Origin of the sequence: Janthinobacterium sp. SUN120 (assembly GCF_030397735.1) — a bacterium.
Classification (GTDB): Bacteria; Pseudomonadota; Gammaproteobacteria; order Burkholderiales; family Burkholderiaceae_D; genus Janthinobacterium; species Janthinobacterium kumbetense.
In genome coordinates this window covers 1,141,293-1,159,195 of the sequence record NZ_JAPUBW010000002.1, presented here as the reverse complement: position 1 = coordinate 1,159,195, position 17,903 = coordinate 1,141,293, and the positions used below count along the sequence as shown (strand labels likewise).

17 protein-coding genes and 1 tRNA gene are annotated in these 17,903 nt (G+C 59.0%); 12 read left to right on the top strand and 6 right to left on the bottom strand.

The features are described 5' to 3' along the window. Nucleotides 1–159: 159 nt before the first annotated feature. The 7 genes from rpsU (at nucleotide 160) to O0879_RS14865 (ending at nucleotide 8,061) form a co-directional block, all read left to right on the top strand. The gene (rpsU, locus tag O0879_RS14895) at nucleotides 160–372 is read left to right on the top strand and encodes a 30S ribosomal protein S21 (RefSeq protein WP_008451879.1); all 213 of its coding nucleotides are present in this window, start codon (nucleotides 160–162) and stop codon (nucleotides 370–372) included. A 195-nt stretch (nucleotides 373–567) separates the two neighbouring features. Further along, nucleotides 568–1,020 carry a GatB/YqeY domain-containing protein gene (locus O0879_RS14890; RefSeq protein WP_076567823.1) on the top strand — a complete coding sequence of 151 codons (453 nt, stop codon included), beginning with the start codon at nucleotides 568–570 and terminating at the stop codon, nucleotides 1,018–1,020. A 130-nt stretch (nucleotides 1,021–1,150) separates the two neighbouring features. Further along, nucleotides 1,151–2,947, top strand: a complete 1,797-nt coding sequence (gene dnaG, locus O0879_RS14885; protein ID WP_099666643.1) for a DNA primase — start codon at nucleotides 1,151–1,153, stop codon at nucleotides 2,945–2,947. Between the two features lie 464 nt (nucleotides 2,948–3,411). Beyond that, nucleotides 3,412–5,652 carry an RNA polymerase sigma factor RpoD gene (rpoD, locus tag O0879_RS14880; protein ID WP_099666644.1) on the top strand — a complete coding sequence of 747 codons (2,241 nt, stop codon included), beginning with the start codon at nucleotides 3,412–3,414 and terminating at the stop codon, nucleotides 5,650–5,652. Between the two features lie 110 nt (nucleotides 5,653–5,762). Next, nucleotides 5,763–5,841, top strand: a tRNA-Ile gene (locus O0879_RS14875). 371 nt (nucleotides 5,842–6,212) lie between these two features. Continuing rightward, the gene (locus tag O0879_RS14870) at nucleotides 6,213–7,523 is read left to right on the top strand and encodes a hypothetical protein (RefSeq protein ID WP_289917127.1); all 1,311 of its coding nucleotides are present in this window, start codon (nucleotides 6,213–6,215) and stop codon (nucleotides 7,521–7,523) included. Between the two features lie 202 nt (nucleotides 7,524–7,725). Beyond that, nucleotides 7,726–8,061: an FKBP-type peptidyl-prolyl cis-trans isomerase gene (locus tag O0879_RS14865; RefSeq protein ID WP_289917125.1), complete on the top strand. Its 336-nt coding sequence runs from the start codon at nucleotides 7,726–7,728 to the stop codon at nucleotides 8,059–8,061. Nucleotides 8,062–8,077: 16 nt separating this feature from the next. Here the strand turns inward: O0879_RS14865 and O0879_RS14860 are convergent, their stop codons facing one another. Beyond that, nucleotides 8,078–8,554, bottom strand: a complete 477-nt coding sequence (locus O0879_RS14860; RefSeq protein ID WP_289917123.1) for a DUF2726 domain-containing protein — start codon at nucleotides 8,552–8,554, stop codon at nucleotides 8,078–8,080. A gap of 97 nt (nucleotides 8,555–8,651) precedes the next feature. Beyond that, complete coding sequence (locus O0879_RS14855) at nucleotides 8,652–9,365, bottom strand: YjjG family noncanonical pyrimidine nucleotidase (protein WP_289917121.1); 714 nt, start codon at nucleotides 9,363–9,365, stop codon at nucleotides 8,652–8,654. 131 nt (nucleotides 9,366–9,496) lie between these two features. Here O0879_RS14855 and O0879_RS14850 point away from each other — a divergent pair, with 131 nt between their 5' ends. Together O0879_RS14850 and O0879_RS14845 are read left to right on the top strand one after the other, a co-directional pair. Then, nucleotides 9,497–10,222, top strand: coding sequence for a pyridoxine 5'-phosphate synthase (locus tag O0879_RS14850; protein WP_289917120.1), 726 nt, complete (start codon nucleotides 9,497–9,499; stop codon nucleotides 10,220–10,222). Nucleotides 10,223–10,227: 5 nt separating this feature from the next. Beyond that, nucleotides 10,228–10,743: a DUF2947 family protein gene (locus O0879_RS14845; RefSeq protein WP_289917118.1), complete on the top strand. Its 516-nt coding sequence runs from the start codon at nucleotides 10,228–10,230 to the stop codon at nucleotides 10,741–10,743. A 7-nt stretch (nucleotides 10,744–10,750) separates the two neighbouring features. Here O0879_RS14845 and O0879_RS14840 read toward each other — a convergent pair whose 3' ends face one another. Continuing rightward, a complete protein-coding gene (locus tag O0879_RS14840) occupies nucleotides 10,751–11,245 on the bottom strand; it encodes a DUF4265 domain-containing protein (protein WP_289917115.1) in 495 nt (164 codons plus the stop codon). Between the two features lie 120 nt (nucleotides 11,246–11,365). On the opposite strand from O0879_RS14840, the gene O0879_RS14835 reads away from it, so the two are divergent. After that, nucleotides 11,366–11,758 carry a GFA family protein gene (locus tag O0879_RS14835; protein ID WP_289917113.1) on the top strand — a complete coding sequence of 131 codons (393 nt, stop codon included), beginning with the start codon at nucleotides 11,366–11,368 and terminating at the stop codon, nucleotides 11,756–11,758. Nucleotides 11,759–11,854: 96 nt separating this feature from the next. On the opposite strand, the gene O0879_RS14830 is transcribed toward O0879_RS14835, so the two are convergent. Both O0879_RS14830 and O0879_RS14825 read right to left on the bottom strand, forming a co-directional pair. Next, nucleotides 11,855–12,517, bottom strand: coding sequence for a hypothetical protein (locus O0879_RS14830; protein WP_289917111.1), 663 nt, complete (start codon nucleotides 12,515–12,517; stop codon nucleotides 11,855–11,857). 175 nt (nucleotides 12,518–12,692) lie between these two features. Continuing rightward, complete coding sequence (locus tag O0879_RS14825; RefSeq protein ID WP_035828139.1) at nucleotides 12,693–13,412, bottom strand: Crp/Fnr family transcriptional regulator; 720 nt, start codon at nucleotides 13,410–13,412, stop codon at nucleotides 12,693–12,695. 549 nt (nucleotides 13,413–13,961) lie between these two features. Between O0879_RS14825 and O0879_RS14820 the strand changes: the two genes are divergently transcribed. Next, nucleotides 13,962–15,647 (top strand): methyl-accepting chemotaxis protein, encoded by a 1,686-nt coding sequence (locus O0879_RS14820; protein ID WP_289917108.1) that lies wholly within the window; start codon nucleotides 13,962–13,964, stop codon nucleotides 15,645–15,647. Between the two features lie 12 nt (nucleotides 15,648–15,659). On the opposite strand, the gene O0879_RS14815 is transcribed toward O0879_RS14820, so the two are convergent. Beyond that, nucleotides 15,660–15,878, bottom strand: coding sequence for an oxidoreductase-like domain-containing protein (locus tag O0879_RS14815; RefSeq protein WP_289917107.1), 219 nt, complete (start codon nucleotides 15,876–15,878; stop codon nucleotides 15,660–15,662). A 363-nt stretch (nucleotides 15,879–16,241) separates the two neighbouring features. Between O0879_RS14815 and O0879_RS14810 the strand changes: the two genes are divergently transcribed. Next, nucleotides 16,242–17,792 carry a DEAD/DEAH box helicase gene (locus O0879_RS14810; RefSeq protein ID WP_289917105.1) on the top strand — a complete coding sequence of 517 codons (1,551 nt, stop codon included), beginning with the start codon at nucleotides 16,242–16,244 and terminating at the stop codon, nucleotides 17,790–17,792. Nucleotides 17,793–17,903 lie beyond the last annotated feature (111 nt).

Below are 17,903 nucleotides of genomic sequence, written 5' to 3'. Positions count from 1 at the left end.
GCGCCCGGTGCGCCGACCCCGGTGCGTGGTTTACGCCACATTCCGGCAGCGACCGCAGGCTGCATGCCGCACGCAAGTGGGGGAGGGGCTTCCCTTTCCGAATAAAAGCTGCTACTATCTATCTCTTCCTATACACCACCTCAACGGTTTGAATTTTACATGACCACTATTCGCCTTAAAGAAAACGAGCCGTTCGAAGTCGCAATGCGTCGCTTCAAACGCACCATCGAAAAAACGGGTCTGCTGACCGAATTGCGCGCACGCGAATTCTACGAAAAGCCAACAGCTGAGCGCAAGCGCAAGCTGGCAGCTGCTGTCAAGCGTCATTACAAACGCATCCGCAGCCAACAACTGCCGAAAAAATTATTCTAAGACTGTCCAGTCAGAACCAACCCGGGTAGTTCGGCGCATTGTTCGCCACGGGTTTTGTTTTGATTCGCCTGAAGTGATACTTCAGATGAGTCGCATACCCGCTCCGGTTCGCCGCAGCGGGTTTTCGCTTTTGTGGCTGCCTGCTTGGAGAGCACAGATCAGCATCGAACCCCACTTACCAACACGAGGATTGCCATGAGCTTGAAAGAACAAATTACCGAAGACATGAAAAACGCCATGCGCGCCAAGGAAGCGGGCAAGCTGGGCACGATTCGCCTGTTGCTGGCGGAAATCAAGCGCAAGGAAGTCGACGAGCGCATCGAATTGACGGATGCCCACGTGACGGCCATCGTGGAAAAGATGATCAAGCAGCGCAAGGATTCGATCACCCAGTTCGAAGCCGGTGGCCGTGCCGACCTGGCCGACATTGAAAAAGCCGAGCTGGTACACCTGATCGGCTACATGCCTGCGGGCCTGTCGGAAGAAGAAGTGGCGGCCGAAGTGGCTGCCGCCGTGGCCGCCTCGGGCGCCGCCGGTCCGCAAGACATGGGCAAGGTCATGGCCATCGTCAAGCCGAAGCTGGCTGGCCGCGCCGACATGACGGTGGTGTCCGCCCTGGTCAAGAAAGCCTTGACGCCGGCAGCGTAAGCATACAATAGTAGCAAGGGCTGCCAGCCGTCGCGCTGGCAGCCTGTTAACAGCCCACACGTTGACCTGGCTCAACCTCAGGCCGCGTGCGGTAGTATAGTCTGACCTATAACAAGACCCGCCCTAGCCAGTGATACCTCAATCCTTCATTTCCGATTTGCTCAACCGCGTCGATATCGTCGACGTCGTGGGGCGCTATGTGCAACTGAAAAAAGGTGGCGCCAATTTCATGGGCTTGTGCCCTTTCCACAGTGAAAAATCGCCCAGCTTTACCGTCAGCCCCACCAAGCAGTTCTATCACTGCTTCGGCTGTGGCGCGCATGGCACCTCGATCGGCTTCCTGATCGAGTACTCGGGCATGGGCTTTGTCGACGCCGTCAAGGACCTGGCGCAGAACGTGGGCATGGTCGTGCCGGAAGCGGACGATAAAATTCCGCCAGCCCAGCGCGCGCAGATCCAGGCGCAGAGCCTGGCCCTGTCCGACGCCATGACGCAGGCGTGCGATTATTACCGCGGACAATTGCGCCACGCGCCGGAAGCCATCGCCTACCTCAAAAACCGGGGCTTGACGGGCGAAGTGGCCGCTCGCTTCGGCATGGGTTTCGCGCCCGGCGGCTGGGACAATCTGCGTTCCGTCTTCCCCGATTACGACGTGGTGGCGCTGGCCGAGGCTGGTCTCGTGATCGACAAGGTCGATGAAGAGGGCAACAACCGCAAGCGCTACGACCGTTTCCGCGAACGCATCATGTTTCCGATTCGCAATACCAAGGGGCAAGTCATCGCCTTTGGCGGCCGCGTGCTCGACCATGGCGAACCGAAATACCTGAACTCGCCGGAAACCCCCTTGTTTTCCAAGGGTTTCGAACTGTATGGCTTGTTCGAGGCGCGCCAGGCCATCCGCGACGCCGGCTATGTGCTGGTGACGGAAGGCTATATGGACGTCGTTGCCTTGGCGCAAATGGGTTTCCCGCAAGCCGTGGCAACCCTGGGCACGGCGTGCACGCCCACCCACGTGCAAAAATTGCTGCGCCAGACGGATAACGTGATTTTCAGCTTCGACGGCGACAAGGCCGGCCGCCGCGCCGCCCGTCGCGCGCTGGAAGCGAGCCTGGCCCACGTGTCGGACAATAAAACCATCAAATTCCTGTTCTTGCCGTCGGAACACGATCCGGACAGCTACATCCGCGAATTCGGCGCCGAAGGTTTTGAACAGCAAGTGCATGAAGCCATGCCGCTGTCGCAATTTTTGCTGAAAGAAGTGTCGGGCGAGCATGATCTGTCGGAGCCGGAAGGGCGCGCCCGCGTGCAGTTCGACGCCAAGCCGCTGCTGCAGCTGATGGCGCCGTCGTCCCTGCGCCTGCAGATCGTGCGGGGACTGGCGCAGCTGACGCAGTCTACGCCGGCCGAGATCGAAGCCCTGTTCGAGCTGGCGAAACCCGTTGCCGTGGCGCATCGCGCGCCGCCGAAATCGGGACGCCCCGTGCCTGTCGGCCTGGAATTGAAGATCATGCGCATGCTGGTGGCGCATCCGCCGCTGACGATGCGCATCGACGAAGCTGCCCTGGCCGCCTTCCAGCACCTGGGGCCGGATGCGGCGCACAGCCTGGGACAGCTGGTGGCCGTGGGCCAGGCGTTGGGCGAGCACGGCAGTTTTGCCGCGCTGGCGCAGCAGTTGAAGGAGCTGGGCAGCGAGTACGATGAGATCATCGGCGAGATCGCGGCCGGCACGGAATCCGATTACGACAGCGAATTGTCGTGGCTGGTGAGCACCATCCGCGAGATCAAATTGAATGCCTTGAAGGCGGAATTGCAGCAATTGTTTGCGTCGGGTTTGCCATCCGAGAAAATTGGTGTACGCTACCGCGAAATCATGCAGGAGCAGGGGGCGCTGGAGCGCGAGCGCGATGCCGAGTTGGTGAATCGCTAACCTTGCCTTGAGGGTATGGCGCGCACTGGAAAAACATTTTTCGCGTGCTATAATTAAATGCTAAGTATTGTGTGCTTTGGCAAGCTAGTTCTGTTTCGTAAATAGTATTTGTTTTCAGTAAGTTAGGCTCTTGATCGGCGCGGTGGATCGTGTCGGCAGCCAGGGCCAACTGGCGTTTTCGGCGTTGCGGGCAAGGCTCGCAGACGCTGGCAAGCCGCGCCAGGCTCTCGCTCCCAACGCGGTCGATGCAGGAATTTTTGCCGAGGCGGCTGGCAACAGCCGGTGGACAGGAATTGCTGCGCTTCCCGCGGATCGTGGCCGATGAGGTGTAAGTAACGTAACAGTGTCGAATTTGCGTAGTCGGCAGGTTCGAAGATGGTGGTTCCCGCAGGTAGACAGGGAACTGGCAGCAAACTTTATCCTAATCCACCGTAAAGCAAGTCGTTGTGTAATCGAAAGCGCCTGTGCCAATCAAGAAACCCGAATCCAAAGCGGCTGCAAAGCCCACTAAAGTTACCACGAAAGCCGAAAAGGCGCTCGACCGGCCAGAAGCGCGCGTTACCAGCGCGCCCGTGGTCAGCCAGACCACCGACGCTGCCACCCTGGCAGCCATCGATACGTCCGGTTATGTCTTGCCGTCGGTAAAAGTGCCAGGCCGCCGCGGCCGCAAGCCAAAAGAATTCCAGCCAGAAAATGATGAAGTCGCCGCCCTGAACGCCGTCGAGCGGGCCGAACTGAAGGCCGTCGACAAGGCCAAGGCCAAGGACCGCAAGGCGAAGGAGCGCGCGCTGCTGAAGGACGCTTTCTCGTCCGATACGGAAGCGAGCGAGGAAGAACTCGAGCGCCGGCGCCAGAAACTCAAGACCCTGATCAAGTTCGGCAAGGAACGCGGTTTCCTCACGTATGCGGAAATCAACGATCACTTGCCTGAAAACATAGTCGATCCGGAAGCCATCGAAGGCATCATCGGTACCTTCAATGATATGGGCATCGCCGTCTACGAACACGCGCCCGATGCGGAAACGCTGTTGCTGTCCGATAACGTTGCCGTCGTCACCAGCGATGACGAGGCGGAAGCTGCGGCCGAGGCCGCATTGTCGACCGTCGACTCCGATTTCGGCCGCACCACCGACCCCGTGCGCATGTACATGCGCGAAATGGGCTCGGTCGAGCTGCTGACGCGCGAAGGTGAGATCGAGATCGCCAAACGCATCGAAGATGGCTTGAAAGACATGATCCAGGCCATTTCCGCCTGTCCCGTTACGATTGCCGAAATCATCGCCGCCGCCGACCGCATCGCCAACGAAGAGATCAAGATCGACGAAATCGTCGACGGCCTCGTCGATGAGAACGAACCGGTCGCCGCCGCTCCTGTCGTCGCCGCTCCCGTCGAAGAAGACGAGGAAGAGGGCGAAGCGGAAGAAGAGGAAGAAGAAGAGGAAGAAGAAGCGAGCGCGTCGGGCGCCGCCGGTTTCTCCGCGGAACAGCTGGAAACCCTGAAACGCACGGCGCTGGAAAAATTCGCCGTCATTTCTCAGCAATTCGACAAGATGCGCCGCGCCTTCGAAAAAGAAGGCTACAACTCGAAACCGTACGCCAAGGCGCAGGAAGCCATTTCGCAAGAATTGCTGGGCATCCGCTTCACGGCCAAGGTGGTGGAAAAGCTGTGCGACACCCTGCGCGGCCAGGTCGACGAAGTGCGCCATATCGAAAAGCAAATCCTTGACGTGGCCGTGAACCGCTGCGGCATGCCGCGCGCCCACTTCATCAAGGTCTTCCCGGGCAATGAAACCAACCTGGACTGGGTCGATGGCGAAGTCAACGCAGGACATGCGTACAGCGCCATCCTGGGCCGCAACATTCCGACCGTCAAGGAACTGCAGCAGCGCCTGATCGACCTGCAAGCGCGCGTCGTCTTGCCGCTGCCGGACTTGCGCAATATCAACCGCCAGATGGCGGCTGGTGAAATGAAGGCGCGCAAGGCCAAGCGCGAAATGACGGAGGCCAACTTGCGCCTGGTCATTTCGATTGCCAAGAAATACACGAACCGCGGCCTGCAATTCCTCGATCTGATCCAGGAAGGCAATATCGGCCTGATGAAGGCCGTCGACAAGTTCGAGTACCGCCGCGGCTACAAGTTCTCCACGTATGCGACCTGGTGGATTCGCCAGGCCATCACGCGCTCGATCGCCGACCAGGCGCGCACGATCCGCATCCCCGTGCACATGATCGAGACGATCAACAAGATGAACCGGATTTCCCGCCAAATCCTGCAGGAAACGGGCGCGGAGCCCGATCCGGCCACCCTGGCGATCAAGATGGAGATGCCCGAGGACAAGATCCGCAAGATCATGAAAATCGCCAAGGAACCGATCTCGATGGAAACGCCGATCGGCGACGACGACGATTCCCACCTGGGCGACTTCATCGAGGACAACAACACCCTGGCGCCGGCCGACGCGGCCCTGCACGCCTCCATGCGGGGCGTGGTCAAGGACGTGCTCGATTCTTTGACGCCACGCGAAGCGAAAGTGCTGCGCATGCGTTTCGGCATCGAGATGTCCACCGACCACACGCTGGAAGAAGTGGGCAAGCAATTTGACGTGACGCGCGAGCGCATCCGCCAGATTGAAGCCAAAGCGCTGCGCAAGCTGCGCCACCCATCGCGCTCCGACAAGCTGAAAAGCTTCTTGGAAGGCAACTAGAAGCCAATAGGGCTTGACGTGCGCCCCTGATACCCCTATCCTCGCGTGTCCGTTTCCAAAACGGCCGCGCGAGGCGGGTTTCAACAGGCGCCGCCACGCCGCAGTCCCCTGGGCCTCTAGCTCATGCTTGGTTAGAGCAGCGGACTCATAATCCGTTGGTGCCGTGTTCGACTCACGGGAGGCCCACCAGAATTTGCAGCAATAGAAAAAGCCCCGGCGGGTGACTGCCGGGGCTTTTTTTATGCGCGAAACGGTTACCGCAAGGTATTGTGGTTCGGACAGAGCAAGCCAGTTTCATCACTAATTTCATCTTTATGGCGGTACGGAGCGCGTAAGAGGCGTTCCATACTTTGCCTACCGTTCAATCTTGTATTCGCAATTGAGTACGCAGCAGATTACCATTGTTGTTCAATTTAGCTATAGTTGAGCTTGTGTCTGAATGGCGGACCTGACCCTGTCACCGGCGCGCTAAAATAGGTTGCGGAATGTGTTCGTGGTTTAATTTTTCCATAGATAGTTTTTTTTGATAATAAAATATAAAATATATAATGGGGGTAATAATGCATCCGACATTGACTGAAATTTGCAATAATCTCGATGCCTTAGCTTTGGAAGTTTCTAATGTTGGCGGTGATGGAGTAATTTCTATTGCTCACGGAAATGGTATGGTTCCTAGTGTGGATAGGAAAGAATTGTCTGAAATGGCCAGCAATCTATCCGCTAAAATTAAGGAATGTGATCCTAGTGTAATTTTGGGAAATGAAAGTAGAGTTTTTGATTATATTGTGCGACTTCAATTTATTAGAAATAATACTGTTCAAAATATATGGAATAATCCCACGGTGGGAGTCAACGCATATATATCTACGATAGAGGCGTTGGAAAGGGTTCTTGAGCCGTCGCTTAAGACGGATGATGAAAAAGGCGATAGTATTGCAATACGCCGATTGCGCTTGAAAATTAGAGCGATGAATGGTCGTATTGCTGAATTAGAGCCTCAATACGCGGAGCTTGATACAATGGTCGCGCGTATTGTGAATGCTTATGAGGCTGCGGATCAGTTGCCAGATGACTTGGTGGCGCTAGATGGTTACAGAGAAAAAATGGAGTCCATCACCCTACTGGTGCAAAAAAATCAGACATATATTGATCAAAGTCGTGACTCATCGGCTATTTCAGAAAAAAAACTTGAAAAAATGGCCGAAGAGGCTAAATTGATTGTCGAGAAATGTCAAAGTGCTTACACAGCTGCGACTAGCCAGGGTTTAGCGGCAGCATTTGCTGATCGCTCCACTAAACTTTCTAATTCAATGTGGGTGTGGGTGGTTGGATTGGCAGTATCTTTAATTATTGGGGGAATATTTGGTTCTCTTAATTTGGTGCGGCTTCTGGATTTAATGAGAATTCCAGGTGTGTCGATCGGTACAGTGGCTATGAACATGATGCTATCTATGTTTTCCGTTGCCGCTCCTATCTGGTTTGCATGGATATCTACAAAACAAATTGGGCAACGTTTTAGACTTGCTGAAGACTATGCTTTTAAAGCCGCAGTTTCGAGAGCATATGAAGGGTATAGGGCTGAAGCGAGTAGAATTGATAAAGATCTAGAGCTGAGATTATTGGCTTCTGCATTGGATAGGTTAGATGAGCAGCCATTGCGTCTTGTAGAGTCGTTGAGTCATGGTAGTCCTTGGCATGAGCTAATGTCTTCTGATGTTATCAAGTCGGCATGCAAAGCAATCCCAGGATTTGCCAATCAACTAAATGATTTGGCGAAAGATGCGCTCTCTAGAGTTGCGTTAGGCAGTGCTAGCAGGGGTGCCCCTATAGTTGCTGAGGCACCAAAAAAGGTTGGTGATTTAGATCAGTGATTTAGTGGTACGGTATGTAGGTAGCATTGATAGTGTAGGGCGGGTAGAACATGTGTCTCATAATCCATTGTTGCCGTGTTCGACTCACGCGAGGCCCACCAGAATTTAGCAGCAATAGATCAAGCCCCGGCGGGCAACTGCTGGGGCTTTTTTCGTGCTGTCGTACAATCGCGGCATTGCGATTGATGAAGGATGAAATGAGATGACGGCTGAAGTGAAGATGGACGATATCGTGGTCGGTGACGGCAAGCCGGCGGCGCGTGGTGCGCTGATTACGGCGCATTACCGGGGCTGGCTGGAAGATGGGACGGAGTTTGACTCGTCGCACAAGCGGGGTGAGCCTTTTCGCTGCGTGTTGAGCAATAACAAGGTGATCCAGGGCTGGATTCTGGGTTTGCAGGGCATGCAGGTGGGCGGCACGCGCAAGCTGTGGGTGCCGGCGGCGCTGGCGTATGGCGAGCGGCAGGTGGGCTTGATTCCGCCAAACTCCAATTTGGTCTTCGAGATCGAATTGCTGGAAGTGCTGACGCGCGATTGATGTTTGGATGGTGTCATCAGGCCGATACGACGCCGGCTTTTTTCAGCAGCAGTTGCTCGACATCGGCGCGCAGCGCCTGCTGCGTGGGGAAGGTGGCATAGCGCAAGGTCACATAGCCGGCCAGCCTGAGCATGGCGTCGCGCTCCTTGTCCTGGCGTTCGCGGCCGTTGTGGCTGCTGTCGTCGAGCTCGATCACGGCGATGACGTTCAGTTGCTGGCTGCACAGGACAAAATCGGCCACCTTGCGGTCGAAACGGTTTCTGTTCGCCCATCCTTTCGCTGTCACCAGCGCGGAAAACGCCACTTGCGCCAGCACCGTGCATTCCGGCAAGGCCGTTTGCAGCAGGTGGTACATCTGCTGCTCGCGCGCCGTCATAACGGGTTTTCTGTGCAGCCGCAGCGGCGCACGGGACTTCGCGTTTCCGCGCACGGCCAGCATGGCAAAGAGCAGGAGCAAGGCCGCGATGGCGAGCAGGACGGTATAGGAAGGCATGGGCTGGCATCAGGATGGACGAGTCATGATGGTACGCGAACAGCGGCGTGTTTTCGTGCCGCTGCCGGCGTATTTCAGGTGCAGCCTTTGTTGAAGATCAAGCCTGTTTCAAGTTGATCTGCATCACGTCCAGCGCCGGCACGATGTCTTGCAGGCTGGCCACTTCATAGGTAGGGATGGCGGCCGAGGTATTGGCCATGCTGTCCGGATTGAACCAGCAACTGTCGATGCCGTAGCGGTTGGCGCCCAGGATGTCGGCGTCGAGCCGGTCGCCGATGATGATGGTCGTGTCCTTGCTGCATGCGCGCGCCATGTTGGCCGCGTATTCGAAGAAACGCACATCCGGCTTGGCGTGGCCGCACGCTTCCGAGGTGGCGACGAAGGAAATGTAGTCGCCCAGGCCGGATGCGGCGATGCGGCGGTTCTGGATGGACTCGACGCCGTTGGTGATGATGCCCACTTCGCCGATGCGCGACAGGGTTTCGCACACTTGTTTGGCGCCATCGATGAGCACGACCGTGTCCGGCAGGGAATCCAGATACAGCCGGCTGGCCAGTTCAGGGGCGATGGCGATGCCGTTCAATGCAAACGTCTTGCGGAAGCGCTCCACCTTCAGGAAATCCTTGCTCACGTCACCCGTTTCGAAACGTTTCCACAGGTCGACGTTGATCGCTTGGTATTGGGAAAACAAGCCGTCGATGCCGTCGCGCAAGCCCAGTTCGTGCATGGTGTGCAGGAACGAGCGTTTTTCGGACGCACGGAAATCGAGCAGGGTATCGTCCAGGTCAAACAGGAATAATTTGTATTTCATGGCATGTTGTTGAAAGCGTGGAAATCTATCTTGCATCGTAGCACGTAGCGCTGAGTTCGGTTGGTCGTGCCCTGCGCGGGCGATCCGCTACAATCGCTGCCACACTTGTTACCTTCACTCCATACCTGCACATGACCCAGCTCTCCGTCAACGTCAATAAAATCGCCTTGCTGCGCAATTCGCGCGGCCGCAACTTCCCGGATCTGCTCGCATTTTCCGCGCGCTTTCTCGACCTGGGCGCCGCCGGCATCACCTTGCATCCGCGCCCTGACCAGCGCCATGCCCGCTACGACGATGTGGCCCCGTTGCAGCGCCTGTGCACGGAACGGGGGCGCGAGCTGAATGTGGAGGGGTATCCGACGGCGGAATTTCTGCAAATCGTGAAAAGTGCGCGCCCGGCCCAATGCACCCTGGTGCCGGACATGCCGGGGCAATTGACGTCCGATCACGGCTGGGACATCGAACAGTCCGCAACACTATTGCGTCCCGTCATTGCGGAATTGAATGACCTGGGCATCCGCGTCAGCCTGTTTGTCGATGCGGACTACCTGGCGCTGGAATGGGCGCGCGAAGTGGGCGCGGCGCGGGTCGAGCTGTACACGGAGCGGTTTGCCGAAAGCCATGGCAGCGAGCATGGCGATGCCGTATTCGATACCTATCTGCAGGCGGCGCGGCGGGCGCAGGCGCTGGGTCTGGGCGTGAATGCCGGGCATGACCTGGATTTGCACAACCTGGCGCGTTTCCTGGACATTCCCGGTATCCTGGAAGTGTCGATCGGCCATGCGCTGGTGGTCGAGTGCATCGAGCAGGGCATGGACAAGGTGCTGGGCCGCTACCTTGAGATATGTCAATCCTAGGAGTCTTGGACGACGACGCTGGCCGGCCGCTGCAGCCTGACGCGGACTGGCCGTTCTTCGATGCCGATTTCTCCATCCCCGCACAGATGCGGGCACAAGTGCAAGCGCTGACGCCCCACGCCGCGGCGCAGTTGTGGACGCGCCATGTGTCGGCCCAGCCCGCTGAAACGCACCCGATGCAGTTGCGCGAGGGACACCGCCTGCAGCCAACGGTATCGGGGCCGGACTGGCTGGCCGAGTTTGATGCCGTTTCCAGCGAGCACCCGGCGCAATCGGGACGCGTGGCCGCCTTTCTCGCTTCCCACTTTCACGCTGCCGGGGCGGCCCCCGTCCTGTTCATGGCCAGCCGGGAGCGCGCCTATGCGCTGACACCCGCCGCGCTTGCCGCATGCTGGCCTTGCATGCTGGCCATTTCCGATGAAAGTCCCTTGCTGTACCAGCCAGTGACCGGCAAGTTCGTCTGGTGCCGGCCGAATGGGGTGCTGGCGGGTGGCGAGGACGGGCCGCAGTCCGATTCTTGAGTGGCGATTAGCTATCCACCCACCAGTTGAGCAAGGTTTCATCATCGTCGTCATCAAGGTTGACGTAGATATTGGCGAAGTACCATTCCACGCCCGTCGCTTCGCGGAAGGCGTCAAAGGGACCGTTGACGTTGTAGATGCCGTGATGTCCTGGCACGCTGAAGGTGAGGTTGCCCTTGTGCTGGCCATCCAGGGTGCCGCCCAGCTGGCTTTGCACGTCGCGTTCGAGCTGGTCCACTGCCTCTTGCGACACGTCGTCGGCGTCGTAGATATGGATGCAGAAGTTGCCGCCGCGCTTCAGTACTTCGGCGGGGGCGAGCGGGTCGGCGATGTTGACGATGTCGCCGCGCGCCAGGTTCAGGGTCAGGCCGGGCGAGGCCAGCAGTTCGTAGACGTGCTCGTCGATCTGGCGCGCCGGCAGGGTTTCATACACGGGACCGCTGGTGTTTTCGCCTGCCAATACGCGGATGTGCGGCAAGCCTTCGCAATTGATGTCTTCCATTTATTCTTTCATAGTGCCGGCGGCACGCACTTTGGGCTGCGCCAGGGTGGGTTTATGGCAATATTGTACCGGGTACGTATCTGCAGGCAGGGCACGCAACGGTGCAAACGAGGAGACGCGATGGAGAATGTGGTGCAAACAGGCGGCTGTCTGTGTGGCGCGGTACGCTTTGAAGTGACAGGCGAGGGCAGCAATCCGCACAGCTGTTCCTGCCGCAATTGCCAGCAGCATACGGGCGCGCCGACGGTGGCATGGGTGGAGTTTGCGCGCGATCAAGTGCACTGGACGGGGGCGGCCGGTGCACCGGCAACATACCGTTCTTCCGAGTATTCCAGCCGGGCCTTTTGCGCCGCCTGCGGCAGTTCCATCGGCGCCATCGACGATGCGCCGACGGTGGCCTTGCTGGTGGGCAGTTTTGACGATCCTGCCCGGGCGGCCTTTGCGCCCGACTATCACGCGTTTGACGATGTCAGGCCGCTCTGGTGGCCGGCTGCCACTGTTGCGGCTGATTAGCTGGCCTGCGGCACTTGTCCGGTGCCCAGGACATGAAAAAGGCACGCCGTAGCGTGCCTTGTATTTTGCCTGACGGCTTCGTGTCTGGCGGCGTGCCTAGAAGCGGTAGCTGGCGCTGATGCGTAGCACTGGGTAAGCCTTGAAATCCTTGACCTTGTCGGCCAGTTTTTCGTTTTCAGCAGCAACGTCCGTTTTCAGGGCGGCGCATACCAATGGGTCGCAGCCGGTATTGCGCAGCGAGGTTTTCGGCGAACCCTGGAACAAGACACCGATGTCGCTGGAAATGCCCCAGCCCGCTTCCTTTACCGGATTACCCCAGCCGATGCCGATGTAGGGCGCGACCTTGCGGAAATCGATGGTGCCGTCCAGCTGGCCTGCGCTGGCTGCCGTATAGGTGTTGCCGTTCAGTGTGTAGCTGCCGTTTTTGTTCGGCTTGCCTTTGGCATCGATTTTATTGCCGTTGTACACGACGCCGGCGCTGACGCGGAAGACGCCGTCCATGGGGAAGTAGTCGAGCAGGGCGTCGACGGTGCGCAGCTTGAGTTTCAGCTTGTAGTCGACATCATCGGTGCTGGAGTCGTAGGAGTAGTTCAGGAAGCCGACGCCAAAACGGGCATTCAGATTCGATTGCAGTGGCACGCTCAGGTGCGCGCCGACGCCAGTCGTGCCCAGGTCGGCCGCGATGGCCATTTCTGCCTGGGCTTGGCTTGCGCAGAACATGCCGGCTAGCAGGGCGGCGATCAAGTGTTGCTGTTTCATGCTTACGGACTCCAGTTGTTAGTCAAACCAAGCGATAAATGTTCCAATTTGAAACTAAAGTTTCTAATTGGTAATTTTTCAAGGATGATAGAGTCTGGAATGCTGTAAGGCAAGTCTGGCGGTGCGAGGTGTTGCTTTCCTGCCGCAACCCCCTGCATTTGTTTACTTCCTCAGCCTAGTTGTGTGCGCTGATGCCGCTGCGGAATTGTTCGAAACCGGCGCGGGCTGCCTTGTAGCAATTGCCGGCGGCCGCTTCCAGGCCTTCGCGGTCGAGCACTTCGACCGTGCCGCGGCGATACTGGATCAAACCTTCGTCCTGCAGCTTGCGGGCCGTGACGGTGACGCTTTCGCGGCGCACGCCCAGCATGTTGGCCATGGTGTCTTGCGTCACCTTCAGCTCGTTCGACAGCGAACGGTCGAGGCGGTCGAGCAGCCAGCGGCACAGCTTTTGCTCGATGCTGCAATGACGGCCGCCCACCACGTTCTGTGCCATTTGCGCAAACATGGCGCTGGTATAGCGCATCAGCAATTGCGCCAGCGCGCCGCCTTCATTGAACACTTCACGCAGGAAGGCTGTTTTCAGGCGGTAACCGTAGCCGGCCGTTTGCACGATGGCCGTGCAGGTGGCGCGCTCGGCTTCGTACAGCACCACGCCGGCCACGCCTTCGCGGCCGATGACGGCGATCTCGGTGGTGGCGCCGTCTTCCATCACATACAGCAGGGAAACGATGGCGTTGGTGGGGAAGTACGTGTATTCAATCTTGCCGCCACAGTCGAACAGGTGCTTGCCGGCAGGCAAAGCGACCAATTCCAGTTGGCAAAACAGGCGCTCCAGATCGGCACGCGACAAGGCGCGCAGCAATTCGTTCTGTTGCGCGCCCGTGATGCTGATCATGGGCGTGGCGGGAGCGGCTTGCCAGTTGTGCTGGACGGCTGCATGGGTATTCGTTGCTGGTGTCAGGTTGCTATAAGCTTTGTACATGGTAGGGCCTCGTCTTCTGATTTTGTTGGATGGCGCTGCTTTTCTGGCTTGCTAGCGTTGTGCTGAATCTTGTATCCACTATAGAACCGGGGGCTGCGCACGGGCATCGGATGAGCCGACGCGCTTATGTAGGCTAGGAACATTGCCTCGTGTCATCCGACTCCTACGCCTGTTCCTGCATTTTTCCCTGTGGAAACAGCAGCACTTGGGCAAAAATACGCCGCGCTATCCGCGAACTTTGGCCGCATGCCGCGATCAAACCACTCTGCGTCTGGTGCGACGGTGATAAAATGTTGCACTGCGGAAATTTGGTTTGTGCCGGTATGAGTGCTGCACTTGCTCTCCACCACTGCTCCCTTTCCCGCAGCCTGCCCTCACTGCGCGCGCCGTGCCTTTGCCAGCGCGCGGCTGCCTTGTCCCGCGGTCTTGTCCCGTTTACCCGTTTATGAAGGAAAGCAACGCATGAAATGGTTTTTTGATTTGAAAATTGCCACCAAGCTGATCTTGTCGTTTGGCGCCGTGCTGCTGTTGACGGCCGCGCTGGGCGTGTCGGCGATCTTTTCCATGGCGCGCATCAATACCGCGTCGACGGATCTGTCTGATAATTGGATGCCCAGCGTGCTGGCGGCCATGTCCATGCGCAGCGACGTCAGCGATTTCCGCCGCTGGGAACTGGCGCACATGCTGGCCGCACAGGATGCCGACATGGCGCAGAATGAAACGCGCATGACGGAAACCCAGGCCAAGCTGAAGGTGGACGGCGACAAGTACCGCAGCCTGATCTCGGAGCCGGGCGAGAAGGAAGTGTTCGAGCGCTTCCTGGCGCTCAACGATGAATTCATGCGCCTGCACGCAACCATGCTGAGCCTGTCGCGCGAGATGAAAAAGGAAGAGGCGCGCGCGCTGGCCGTGGGGCCGTCTGCCCAGGTCATGACGGACATGATGACGGTCCTCGATAAACTGGTGTCGATCAATACGGATGGCGGCGTGCGCTCGAGCGCCAGCGCCGACGCAACCTATGCGGCCTCGCGCGCCAGCCTGATCGGCTTGGTGGTGGGCATCGTCGTCATCGGCATGCTGCTGGCGCTGTGGGTGGCGCGCAGCGTGGCGCGTCCGCTGATCGCGGCCGTCGGCGTGGCGCGCCAGGTGGCGGCCGGCGATTTGACGGCGCACATCGTTGTGCAATCGCAAGACGAAACGGGGCAATTGATGCAGGCCCTGAAAGACATGAATGCCAGCCTGCAGACGCTGGTGGGCCAGGTGCGCAGCGGCACCGATACCATCGCCACGGCGTCGAGCCAGATTGCCGCCGGCAACCAGGATTTGTCGTCGCGTACGGAAGAGCAGGCCAGTTCGCTGGAAGAAACAGCCTCGTCGATGGAAGAGCTGACGTCGACCGTGAAGCAGAATGCGGACAATGCGCGCCAGGCCAACACCATGGCGCTGACCTCGTCGAGCATCGCCATCGAGGGCGGCAAGGTGGTCGGCGAAGTGGTGGGCACGATGGCGTCGATCAATGCTTCATCGCGCAAGATCGTCGACATCATCGCCGTCATCGACGGCATTGCTTTCCAAACCAATATCCTGGCCCTGAATGCGGCCGTCGAGGCGGCGCGCGCGGGCGAACAGGGGCGCGGCTTTGCCGTCGTCGCCACGGAAGTGCGCAACCTGGCGCAACGCTCGGCCGCCGCGGCCAAGGATATCAAGGTCCTCATCGGCGATTCGGTCGAGAAAGTCGAGGCGGGATCGAAACTGGTGGACCAGGCGGGCCGCACGATGGATGACATCGTTGCCAGCATCACCCGCGTGACGGACATCATGAGCGAGATCACGGCCGCCAGCAGCGAGCAGAGCGCCGGTATCGAGCAGGTGAACCAGGCCATCGCCCAGATGGACCAGGTGACGCAGCAAAATGCGGCCCTGGTGGAAGAGGCGGCGGCAGCGGCCGAATCGATGCAGGAGCAGGCCGCCAGCCTGAGCGCCGTGGTCAGCATCTTCAAGCTCGACGCGGCCAGCACCTTTGCAACCGGGCCGCGCCCGCCCGCCGCCGTCAAGGCGCCGGCAGCCGTGGAGCCGGCAGCGGCGCCGCGTCAACTGGCCAGCACGGCGCGACGTGCCGCGCCAGTGGATGAGTGGGAAAGCTTTTAATTAAGTAATAAATTAAGCGCGCTTGCGCGCTTTCCTGACGCCCTGGGTGGCGGGGGCTGCTACGGCTTGCTGGCGCTGTTGCCACGCCCTCAGGGCCTCTTCGTAGGCGGCCAGGTCTTCCTGGTACATTTCTAGAATGCAAAAGGTGCAGCCGCTGTGGCAGCACTCGTCATTGCCCGGTTTGCTGGGCGCTTGCGGTGGCGGATCGTGGGGCAGAGGCGGGGTGGGCATGGTGAGGGCAGGGGGCATCGGAGCTGGCATTGAAGTTGCCATCATACGGCATCCCGGCGGGCCTTTGCTGGAACGCTTTTTGCTCAAAAATCACGGTTTCCGTGTACAGTTGCGGTGAATTAGGGTATCGTTTACAGCACTGATATTGTATCTTCTGCGCGCGATGTTCCGCCGGCGCGATCTCCGCCGCCATCGCAGCACATCTCTTCGACGCTCCCGCATACGCCCTACAGCATGTCCCGGAGCACGGAGGTGCCGCAAGAACAATGATCCATGGCTTGCAAGACGGAGCTGCCTGTGCCCCGAAATGTTGTTTATTGAGAAAGCATGGCTTCCGCAGTGCGGAGGCACACCAGAAAATTTATGTCTGAAACCGAATCGACTCCTACGCCCAGCCCGGCGATTGCCCCTGAAGCGGCGCCCGTTGCCGCTGCGCCTGCACCAGCACCTGCCGCATCCGCTGCTCCCAGTCTGACTTTTGCCGACTTTGGCCTCGCGCCTGAAATCCAGCGCGCACTGACCGACCAGGGTTACACCCATCCGACACCGATCCAGGAACAAGCGATCCCCGTGGTGCTGCAAGGCCGCGATGTGATGGGTGCCGCGCAGACGGGTACCGGCAAGACAGCGGGTTTCTCTTTGCCGATCATCCAGTTGCTGATGGCGCATGCCAGCAGCAGCATGTCGCCGGCGCGCCACCCGGTGCGCGCGCTGATCCTCACGCCAACGCGCGAGCTGGCGGTGCAGGTGGCCGAAAACGTCAAGGCTTACGCCAAGCATACGCCGCTGCGTTCGACCGTCGTCTTCGGCGGCATGGACATGAAGCCGCAAACCGTCATCCTGCGTGGTGGCGTGGAAATCGTCATCGCCACGCCGGGCCGCTTGCTCGACCATATCGAGCAAAAGAACATCAGCCTGAGCCAGGTGCAGATGCTGGTCATGGATGAAGCCGACCGCATGCTGGACATGGGTTTCTTGCCGGACTTGCAACGCATCATCAACTTGCTGCCGAAGCAGCGCCAGAACCTGATGTTCTCGGCCACGTTCTCGCCAGAAATCAAGAAGCTGGCTGCCACGTTCCTCAACGATCCGCTGACGATCGAAGTGGCGCGCAGCAACCAGACGGCCGACAAGGTCACGCAAGTGGTTTACAAGGTGACGGAAGACCAGAAGCATGCCCTGGTCGCCCATCTGCTGCGCCAGCGCGACCTGAAGCAGGTCATCGTATTCTCGAATACCAAGATCGGCGCCTCGCGCCTGGCCCGCGTGCTGGAGCAGGAAGGCATGAGCGCCACGGCGATTCATGGCGACAAGAGCCAGCAGGAACGCATGGCGGCGCTGGAAGCGTTCAAGAAGGGCGAGATCGACGTGCTGGTGGCCACCGACGTGGCGGCGCGCGGCCTGGATATTTCCGACTTGCCTTGCGTCATCAACTTCGACTTGCCGTACAACGCGGAAGACTATGTGCACCGTATCGGCCGCACGGGCCGCGCCGGCGCCTCGGGCGACGCCATTTCGATCTACTCGGATAAAGACGAGCGCTTGCTGGCCGATATCGAGAAACTCATCAAGCAAAGCATCAAGCGCGGTGAATTGACGGGCTTCAATCCGGCTCCTGCCCGCAGCAGCGACAGCGAGCGCCGTCCGCCGCGCCGCAGCGAAGGCGGCGAGGCGCGTCCTGCGCGCGCACCCGAGAGCCGCCATGCGGGCGAGAGTCGCGACAGCCGCTCCGTCGAGCGCGGTGCGCGTCCCGCCTTTGGTCCCGGCGCCCGCCGCGAAAAGGCCGATCCCTGGTTCCTGAAGCCATATGAGCCCGCCAAGGCAGCAGCCCCGGCTGCCGCCAGCATGGCGCCTGCCGCGACCAAGCCGAAGCAGAAGGTGGCCGCGTTGCTAGGTGGCTTGTTGAAACAATAATAAGAACTGCCAGCAAGCAGCGTTTGCATGGCGTGCCATGCAGTTGCCAAAAAACGTTCCGACGCCACGATATGTTGAAGACGTGGCTACGTCATGATTTTCCTTGTAATG